Genomic DNA, 9,521 nt, shown 5'->3' on the forward strand with positions numbered 1-9,521 from the left:
TAAGCGGCGATTCTCCGAAAGGTCCGACGCCGGACGCGAGACGGCCGCCATGATCGCCGCCGCTGCGAGGCAGCGGCGATCATGGCGGCCGTTGAAGTGAGCGCCGGAAGGACACCGGCGGCTGATTCCGGTCAGGCGGACGGCCCCTGTTCGCACGCGTGGCCGTTCGGGATCTGGGCGTGGACGTCTATGTAGCGCGGGCGGTAGTTGTCCACCTCTTCGTACAGGTCTCCCGAGTCGAAGCTGTTGACGTTGTACGTCACCAGCAGCCGGTTCCCGCTTCCCAGCTCCGGGTGCGCCTTCGCGTTGTACGTGAAGACGTTCCCGCCGGTCTCCGGCGTCTCGTACAGCACCGTCTTGCCCGTGTACGGCCCCTCGATGTCCTTGCTCCGGTACATCACGATCTCGGCGCTGAGCGGCTCCGTCGCGTCGCCGGTGACGAGCGTGAACCTGCCCTGGTAGCGCGAGACGCTGAACTCGTTCGAGACGCCTTCGAGGATCCTGGACGATCCGTCCGGGTCGCCGGTCCACTTGCCGCCCGCGAAGTACTGCCAGTCCGCCGTGGTGAGGGAGCCCGTGGGCACTCGGGCCAGGTGGGCGTACTTCTCGCTCTGGAGGTCCTCCACCCCAAAGACGTAGGTGTAGTCCTCGTCCTCGTAGATCGCCGCGCCCCAGTTGATCTCGGAGTCCGGCAGTTCCTCGATCCCCTCAAGGCTCATGTCGTCGGTGTCGAAGGTCGCCACGGCGTTGCCCGCGAACGCGAAGTCGAAGACGCCGTCTCCGGTCTTCTCGAACTCCAGGAGCATGACGTGGAGCCGATCGCCCTCCACCGTTCCGTCTCCGAACCAGTACCAGTTCTGGGATTCGCCCGCGCCCTCCACCTTCGCCAGGGACTCGGGGGCCTCCTCCGTGCCTCCCGTGTGCGTGGTGAGCTCGCCTTCGTCGTCCACGATGATCGAGTTGTGGATGAACGGCGAGTCCAGCGGCCTGCCGTGGTCCTCGTCGACCTCGCCGAGGAACGTGTCCGAGTACAGCCACGCCACCGAGCCGTCCGGCAGCGGGATGCTGTACGCGGAGTCGGCGCCCGTCCAGCGCCCCGCGGTGTCGCCGTACGTGCCGAAGCGCTCGGTCAGTTCGGTGTTGACGTCCGCCGAGACGCGCGGCTCGCATCCCGGTGCGGCCTGGGCGGCGGCGGGGACGGCCGCGAGTCCCATGAGGAGGGATGCGGCGAGGGTCGTCGTTCGGCGGATCATGTTCGGTTCCTTTCGGTCACGGTGCCGTCCGCGTGCACGTCGACCAGGCGCTCGCCCAGTCGCAGCCCGCGAAGCACCGCTTCGGGGTCGAGGTCGGCGACGCATGCTCTGGTCGTGTCCCATTGGGCCGAGCCCACCTTCGGGTCCACCCCGAAGAACGACTCGATCACCAGGGCCACATAGGAACCGGCCGAGGAACAGGACCAGTCGATGATGTACGGCAGCTGCGGCGGCGCCTTGCGCGCGCCGCCGCCCACAGTGGGCATCGCTTCCTCGGTGAAGTGCGCCTGCGCGGGCGGCCCCTGGTTCGCGGAGCGGGCGAGCCCCGGGAGCCAGTCGGCGGCCACCGACGAGGCGCCCAGCGCCACGAGGGAGCGCGCCGCGTCGGCGGGCCACGCGGGATAGGCGCCGTTCCACTGGTGGTCGGGGCGCACGCTGAAGCTCGCGTCGGGGTCCCGTGGGGACAGCGAGCGCAGCCAGGTCTCTGTTTGCAGCTCGCGCTTGTAGAAGTCCACCATCTCTTGACGCGTCGTCGCGTCGAGGTCGTCGGCGATCGTGGTGCCCACGATGCTGAAGTCGTAGACGTGGCGCACCGGCACCCGCGTGCCGTCCGGCTGCCTCGCGGCGAAGTGCCCGGTGCCCGGCTCGTAGAGGTCGGTCACGGCCTCCACCAGCGCGTCGGCCTCGGCCGCGAGCGCCTTGGCGCCGTCGGCGTCGCCGCGGGCGGTGAGGATCTGGGCCACCGTGCGCATGCTCCACACGTTCGCCGCATTGAGGCTCGCGACCTCGTGCGTGTAGGAGCTCACGCATTCGAGCAGGTTGTCGATCTCGCCGTAGTCGGCGAGCGGCGACGCACCGCGCAGCCCCTGCCACGCCAGCGCCCAGTTCCGCAGGTGCTCGACCACCGGGCGCCCACCGGGAGCCTCGTCGAGCAGGTCGGCATCGCCGGTGAACCTGACGTAGTCGTGCACGAGCCTGGTCATCGCGTAGTCGTTGACCGAGTACCAGCGCCCGACCGGCCCGCCGGTGAGCGAGGACGTGCCGAAGTGCGTGTGGATGTCGGAGGCGATCCAGTGCCGCAGCTGGCGCCGCATGGCCTCCGGGTCGAGCAGCGCGTGCGTGATGGAGCTGAGGCTGTAGTCCCAGATGAACGTCGTGGTGGCCCAGTAGTTGGGCATCAGCGTGTCGTAGCTGCGCCCCAGGACGTTGCCCGCGAAGTCGCGCCGGAACCAGATGACGCCGAGCACGCCCCACCAGTACAGGCGCCGCAGCGGCTCCGAGGTGGTCTGCAATACGGGCAGATGCCCGGAGAACTCGCCGTTGCCCGGCCGGAACGCCGCGTCCAGCTGGGCGTTCCAGAACGACTCGGCGGCCGCGACCGCGGCCGGGACGTCCGCCGCGACGGCCTCGAAGACCGCCGCGGCCTCGTCTTGGGAGGCACCTACGGCGTGGACGTAGCCGAACCGCGCCGTCTCGCCCGGAGCGACGTCAAGGCGGACGGTCACCTCGCCGCCCCGCTCGATGCCGCCGATGCCTTCGTCGTGCTCGGCGGTGGCCGGTGCGATGCCCGAGAGCCGCACGTCGGCCTCGGTGTCCACTCCCTGCACGCTCCAGGCCGTTTCCGGCCTGTTCCTGAAGACCAGGCGTGACGGTGCCGCCTCGGCGGCGTTGGGTTCGGACGGGGATTCGGCGTCGAGCCAGGCGTCTTCGGATCTCGCCGCCCCGGCCGTGAGCGAGAGCGTCACCGGCACCGTGCGGTGTTCTTTCCCGGTGTTGGTGACGTTCACATCGATGGCCACTGCGGTCTTGGTCGGAACGCAGACCGTTGTGGTCTTCAGTTCCAGGTCCGGCAGCGACACGCTCCGGCGCACCCTGTCGGGGCGCCACTCGTGCGTGATCGGGGCCCCGTACGACTCCACCAGGCGTCCGTCCACGAAGCACACCGCCGTGCGGGTGAGCCCCTGCGATACCGGCGGGAACGTCACCGCGCTGACCGCGGTGAGGTCGTGGTCGACCCTGGCCGTGCCCAGGAAGTTCGTCAGACCGCTGGGCGCGATCATGTCGTCGTAGTGGTGCGTGACCGCGTCGGCGGCGAGGTCGTCGACGGTGGGAATCAGACGCATGTGGACTCCTAATACTGGCCGAGGGCCAGGCCGCGGGAGAAGAACTTCTGCGTGCACAGGAACAGCACGACCGTGGGCAGCGAGACGAGCAGGCCGCCCGCGAGCACGGTCGACATCTGCGCGCCGCCGTACGTGCTCTGCATCCCGGCGAGGCTGGTCACGATCGGCCGCACGGTGTCGGACTGGCTCAGGACCAGCCCGAGCAGGAAGTCGTTCCAGATGAACGTGGCCTGCAGGATGAAGATCGCCACCAGCGCGCTGGAGGCCATCGGCAGGTACACCCGGAAGAAGATGCGCCCCGTCGACGCCCCGTCGAGCACGGACGCCTCGAAGACGTTGTGCGCGATGCCGGTGAAGAAGTTGCGCATCACGAACGCCGAGAACGGGATCGAGATCGCCGTGTACACCAGGATCATGCCGAGCCTGGTGTCGAACAGGTTCATGCGCGAGTAGGCGTCGAACAGCGGCAGCAGGATCATCTGGAGCGGGAAGACGGTGCCGCCGAAGATCGCGACGAACCAGGCGAAGCCGTGCCGCAGCCGCAGCGCGACGATCGCGAACCCGGCGGCGGCGCCGACCAGGACCGCGATCACCGGCGAGACGACCGCGTACACCAGGGTGCTCAGGACGCTGTCGGCGAGCCCGGACAGCCGCATGGCCTCGCCGATGTTGGACAGCAGCGAGAAGTCGGTGGGCCGCCACGAATGAGTGGTGGTGAACGTCTCGGGCGCCTTCGCGGCGTTGATGATCAGCAGGTACACCGGGATCAGCCAGAGCAGTCCGAGGACGGCCAGGACGGCGGTGCGGATGACTCTTGCGGTGCTCTTGAACGGCGGCGCTGTGCTTTTGGAAGGCATGGTCTCACCCCTCGTGCTTGCTGGACAGCTGCTGGCGCAGGTAGAGGATCGCGGCGGCGAGCGTCACGATCGTGAGGAACACGGCGATCGCCGAGCCGAGACCGTACTCGCTGTTCACGAAGGTCTCCTTGTACATCGTCAGCGCGAGCGTCTCGGAGTCGCGCCCCGGCCCGCCCTTGGTCATGCCCTGCACGATGTCGAAGGTCTTCAAGCTCGCGACGATCGAGAGGCCGACGACGACCGCCGTCAGCGGCCGCAGCATCGGCCACAGGATGCTGCGGAAGAGGCGGAAGCCGCCCGCGCCGTCGATCCGCGCCGCCTCCAGCGGCTCCTTCGGGATCGACTGGAGGCCGATCGTGAACAGCAGCGCGTTCACGCCCACGCCCTGCCAGGCGGTCGCGAGGATCATCACGACGGTGTTGAGCGGCGCGTCGACGAGCCAGCGCGGCGTGTCACTGAACCCGAAGGCGCCGAGCGCCTGGTCGAGCGCGCCGCCGGAGCCGAGGATGAACGACCAGATCACGGCGACCCCGATGCCCGAGACCGCGTACGGGATGAGGAACGGCAGCCGCAGCCACGTCCCGCCCTTGAGGTTCCAGGTGAGCAGGGCGATGCCGAGCCCGATCCCGACGGGGACGAGCAGGGTGCCGCCCACCCACAGCAGCGTGTTGAGCACCGAGCCGAGGAACGCCGGGTCGTCGAACATCTCGACGTAGTTCTCGACCCCGATCCACTCGGGGTCGCCCAGGCCGTTGTACTCGGTGAAGCTGATGAAGGTCGTCCACAGCAGCGGCACGTAGAGCAGCACCGCCACGCCGAGCACGCCCGGGGCGATGAACCCCCGGGCGGACCAGTGGTAGGGGTCCTTGGCGGCCTTCGGTCTCGTGGCCTTGTCGGACGTCATCGGGCGCTACTCCTGTTCGGCCCAGTAGTCGTCGGCCTCGGCCTGGATGGTCTCAAGGAACGGCATCGGGTCGCCCGGGTTGGCGATGAAGGCGCCGAACTGCTCCAGCGCGACGGTGAGGATCGGCGTGGGCGTCGCCTCGTAGTACCGGTCGTAGAGCTGGTAGTCGTCGCTCGCAACGGTGGTGCCGAGCTCTTCGAGCATCGGGTCGGCGACGGTGGCCTTCGGGTTGAACGCGACGTCGCCGCGCGCCTCGCTCCAGGCGGTCTGCGCCTCGGGGGACATCCACCACTCCGAGTAGGTCAGGCCGAGCGTCTTCTGCGAGGAGTTCTCGGCCACGCACAGCGGCCCCGACTCGACGGCCACCGGCGTCTGCTCCAGGTCCGGGTTCGTCGCGGGGATCACGAACATGTCGTAGTCCTCGCCCGAGACCATCCCGGCCCCGTCGAGCGAGCCGTTGAAGAACGAGCCGAAGTTGATCATCGCGTAGTCGCCCTGCTTGAGGCCCACGGCCGGGTCGGTGGTGCTGCCCGCGTCCGAGAACCAGCCGGCCTCCTCCTGGTCGAGCCAGGTCTCCATGATGTCGACGATGCGCGGGTCGGTGTACTTCACCTCGCCGGTCGAGAGGCCCTCGTAGAGCTCGGGGTCGGTGCCCGCGACCATCTGCTGGAACCACTGGAAGGTGAACAGCGTGCTGGTCTGGTAGTACGGCGTGATCCCGGCGCCGGTGAGCCGCTCGGCGATCGAGTTGAGCTCGGCCCATGTCGTGGGCTCTTCGATGCCCTGCTCCGCGAAGATGTTCTTGTTGTAGTACATCACCCAGTAGGCGATATTCATCGGCACGCAGTACTGCTTGCCGTCGTAGGTGTACGTCTCGCGCAGGTCGGTCGAGACCCAGCCGGAGTCGACGGCCTTCGTCCAGATGTCGGTGGTCTCCGCGATGAGGTCCTCCTCGACGAGCTCGGCGAGCGAGGGCCCGGTCTGCCAGGTGAACAGGCCCGGGCTCTTGTCGGTGCGGAAGGACTGCCGGACGAACGCGTCGTACTGCTCGGCGTCGGAGTAGCCGGTGGTGTTCAAGGTGATGTCGGCGCGGGACTCGCTGGCGGCGTTCAGCTCGTCGAAGTCCGGCTCCCACGCGGCCTTGTTGGTGTAGAAGTCGAGCGTGCCCGTCGTCGCGCCGTCGTCCTCGCCTCCGCCGCCGCACGAGGCGAGCAGCATGGAGGCACTGGCGGCGGCCGCGACGACGAGGGGGATCTTCCTTGATCGCATTCCGAACTCCTTTGTTCTCGGTCTTCTCAAGGGGCTGTTCAGTTGTCGCCGGTGCGGGTGCCGCGGACCGAGGCCTTCACGGTCGCGAACCGCTCGCTCCGCGAGCGGGCCGTGCGTCTGATGACGTACGGGCCGACGGAGGCCGGGACGATGAACGTCTCGGCGTAGTGGATCTCGTAGGGCTCGAACGCGCCGGTGGGGCTCGCGACCTCGACCTCGTCGCCCTCGACGAGGTTGAGCACGTTGACGGTGCCCTCGGTGTCGTGGGCGGCCTCGTCGGCGAACCAGTGGCGGCGCACCTCGATGAACTCCAGCTCGTGCAGGCCGGTGCGCTCCTCGACGACGCCGTCCTCTTGGGACACTGTTTCGACCCGGCCCACCAGGTTCGACTCGGTCCAGGCCGTGTCCCGCTCCCAGGCGAGGTTCCGCTCGCCGTGGTCGAGGTGGACGGGCCGGGGGACGCCGTCGAGTCCGAGGCGGCCCCAGTCCCAGAGCTTGAAGGTGAAGATGAACGGGGTCGCCGAGATCTCCAGGACCATCGAGTTCGCGCCCGAGCTGTGGATGGTGCCCGCGGGGATGAGGAAGTGGTCGTGCTTCTTGGCGGGGAAGGCGTTGACGTACTTCTCGGCGTCGAAGGGCCGCTCGCCGGTCTCGGCGACGCGCAGGTCCTCCAGCATCGCCTCCCGGTCGACGCCGTCCTTGGTGCCGAGGTAGACCACGGCGTCCTCGCCGGCGTCGAGCATGTAGTACGACTCGTCCTGCGTGTAGTGCATGCCGAACGTCTGCTGGATGTAGTCGGTGAGCGGGTGCACCTGGAGGGAGAGGTTGCCGCCCTCCATCGTGTCGAGGAAGTCGAAGCGGATGGGGAACTCGGCGCCGAAGCGCGCGTAGGTCCGCTCGCCGAGCAGCGCCTTCGGCTGGGTGAACACCAAATCCAGCGACGGGAGCTCGACGACCGCGCCGCCGGAGTCCTCCAGCAGCAGCGAGTTCTCCTCGGGGACGCAGTCGAAGCACCACGCGTAGTTCGGCGGCCCGTCGGGCAGGTCGAGCTTGCGCTTCATCCACTGCCCGCCCCACACGCCGGGGTCGAAGAACGGGACGACGCGGAACGGGCGGTGCGCGGCGCCCTCGATCGCGGCGCGGAAGGCGTCGCCGGTGATCATCCCGGCCTCGCGGGAGACCGGCTCGGCCGCGCCGATCGCGTTGGCGTCCAGGACGAAGTCGACGCGGTCGAACAGGGTCCGCTTGTGGCGGTCGGCCGCGCGCCACTCCACGAAGAAGCCGCGCTTGTACTTGCGCAGCTGGTCTTCGCCGGGGTTCTCGGCGCGCCAGTTCGTGGCCCCGGCCCGCTGGCGCATCTGGATCTCCCAGCGGGCCATGTCGGCGAGCACGAGCGCGTACGGCGCGCCGGTGCGGCGGGCGGCGAGGTCGGCGCCCCAGCCGATCAGGACCACGGGCCGACCTGCGCCCTCGACCTCGACGGCGAGCTTGTCGAGCCGCTCGGCGTCGTAGAAGGACTCGACCCCGGCGTGGGAGAGGACGCCGAAGACGCGATCGTCGGTGAGGTTGTCGGCGATGCGCTCGTCGATCCGCTCGATCGGGAGCGCGGCGGCCTCCTCGACGTCGACGAGGTGCCACTCCGGCAGCGCCTCGGCGACGGCCTCGGCGATGCGCGGGAGGTCGGCGCCGGGGTAGGCGTCGACGACGAGCAGCGGCGCTCGCCCGGCGGCCCGCTCGGTGGCGAGGTCGGCGGCGGCGGTCCAGGCCGCGGCGCCGGTGAGCACGCGGGCGCCTGAGGGCAGCGGCACGGTCGGCCGCTTCACGTAGCGTCCTGTCTCGGTGTTGGACGAACTAGCGGACACGTGCGCTCCTTCTGGGGTGGTCGTCGGCGAGGACGGGGAGTCCGCGCGATGATCTTGTGTTTGGTAACGTTACCAACAACGGACGCGATTATGCAAATTCCCCGCTCAAGCGGTGTTTTCTCAGGGAGATTCGATGGTCACGGGCAGTTCGACGGTCTTGGCCTCGGCGGCCGAGCCGTCGTCGAGTCTCGCGAACAAGAGCGTCGCGGCCTCCCGGCCGAGCAGGCGCGCGTCGTGGTCGATGACGGTCACCGGCACCGGCATGAGCTCGGAGAGCTCGAAGTCGTCGAAGCTCACCACGGCCGGATGCGGCGAGGGCAGCCCCCGGCGGATCCGCCGCCCGATCTCGCGCATCACGCCGATCGTGTTGCGGTTGTTCGCGCTGAAGATCGCCGTCGGCGGCTCGTCGAGGTCGAGGATCGCCCTGGCGGCCCGGCTCGCCGCGGACACGTCCTGCTGGTCCCGCGCGATGATCGCCGGGACGATCGGCGCCCCGCGCTCCAGCATCGCCCGCTCGTACCCGCGGTAGCGGCGCGCCCCGGTGAACACCGAGCTGCGGTTGCCCAGGAACCCGATGCGCGTGTGCCCGGCGTCCAGGAGCGAGACCGTGCCTCGGTAGGCGCCGCCGACGTCGTCGACCAGCACCGTGTCGACGTCCAGGCCCGGCACCCGACGCGAGGCGAGCACGAGCGGGACGTCGCCGAGGCGCTCGGGCCGCAGGTGCGCCGCGTCGCCGGTCGTCGGCACGAGGACGAGCCCGTCGACCTGCCGCCCGATGAAGTCGCTCACCAGCTGCCGCTCGCGCGCGGCGTCCTCGCCGGTGTTGCCGAGGATGATGCGCCGGCCGTGCTCGGCCGCCACCTCCTCCACGCCGAGCGCGAACTCGCCGTAGTAGGGGTTGGCCAGGTTCGTGATCGCGACGCCGACGAGGCCGCTCGGCTGCCCCGGACGCAGGCTCCGCGCGTTCTCGTTGCGGTAGTAGCCGAGTTCGCGGACGGCCGCCATCACGCGCTCCTGCACGTCCGGGCGCACGTTCCGGCCCCCGGCCAGCGTGCGCGAGACGGTCATCGGGCTCACCCCGGCGCGGCCGGCGACCTCTTTGATCGTCGGCTGGCGCGCCCCTCGGGATGTCGACATGCCCGCCCTCCTCCGCTTCGTGCGCCAATCCTATGCGAACACTGAGGCGGCCGCACGCGACGGCCGAGCGCACGTGACGGCCCGGGCATGGCGGCGATCGCCGCCGATGCGGCAAG

7 protein-coding genes are annotated in these 9,521 nt (G+C 69.5%); all 7 read right to left on the reverse strand.

Annotated features, from left to right (window positions below; genetic code table 11):
* Nucleotides 1–131: 131 nt before the first annotated feature.
* The 7 genes from H613_RS25485 to H613_RS0108985 all read right to left on the reverse strand — a co-directional run bounded on the left by H613_RS25485 (nt 132) and on the right by H613_RS0108985 (nt 9,405).
* Nucleotides 132–1,253, reverse strand: a complete 1,122-nt coding sequence (locus H613_RS25485) for a DUF5005 domain-containing protein (RefSeq protein WP_051393140.1) — start codon at nt 1,251–1,253, stop codon at nt 132–134.
* Nucleotides 1,250–3,376 carry a glucosidase family protein gene (locus H613_RS0108960; protein ID WP_026923526.1) on the reverse strand — a complete coding sequence of 709 codons (2,127 nt, stop codon included), beginning with the start codon at nt 3,374–3,376 and terminating at the stop codon, nt 1,250–1,252. Before H613_RS0108960 ends, H613_RS25485 begins: the two co-directional genes overlap by 4 nt.
* 8 nt (nt 3,377–3,384) lie before the next feature.
* The gene (locus H613_RS0108965) at nt 3,385–4,233 is read right to left on the reverse strand and encodes a carbohydrate ABC transporter permease (protein ID WP_051393141.1); all 849 of its coding nucleotides are present in this window, start codon (nt 4,231–4,233) and stop codon (nt 3,385–3,387) included.
* A 4-nt stretch (nt 4,234–4,237) separates the two neighbouring features.
* Nucleotides 4,238–5,137, reverse strand: a complete 900-nt coding sequence (locus tag H613_RS0108970; protein WP_026923528.1) for a carbohydrate ABC transporter permease — start codon at nt 5,135–5,137, stop codon at nt 4,238–4,240.
* Between the two features lie 6 nt (nt 5,138–5,143).
* Nucleotides 5,144–6,406: an ABC transporter substrate-binding protein gene (locus H613_RS0108975; protein ID WP_026923529.1), complete on the reverse strand. Its 1,263-nt coding sequence runs from the start codon at nt 6,404–6,406 to the stop codon at nt 5,144–5,146.
* 38 nt (nt 6,407–6,444) lie between these two features.
* A complete protein-coding gene (locus H613_RS0108980; protein WP_026923530.1) occupies nt 6,445–8,268 on the reverse strand; it encodes a class I mannose-6-phosphate isomerase in 1,824 nt (607 codons plus the stop codon).
* 120 nt (nt 8,269–8,388) lie between these two features.
* Nucleotides 8,389–9,405 (reverse strand): LacI family DNA-binding transcriptional regulator, encoded by a 1,017-nt coding sequence (locus H613_RS0108985; RefSeq protein ID WP_026923531.1) that lies wholly within the window; start codon nt 9,403–9,405, stop codon nt 8,389–8,391.
* Between the last annotated feature and the right edge of the window lie 116 nt (nt 9,406–9,521).

The organism is Glycomyces arizonensis DSM 44726, assembly GCF_000482705.1.
Taxonomy (GTDB): domain Bacteria; phylum Actinomycetota; class Actinomycetes; order Mycobacteriales; family Micromonosporaceae; genus Glycomyces; species Glycomyces arizonensis.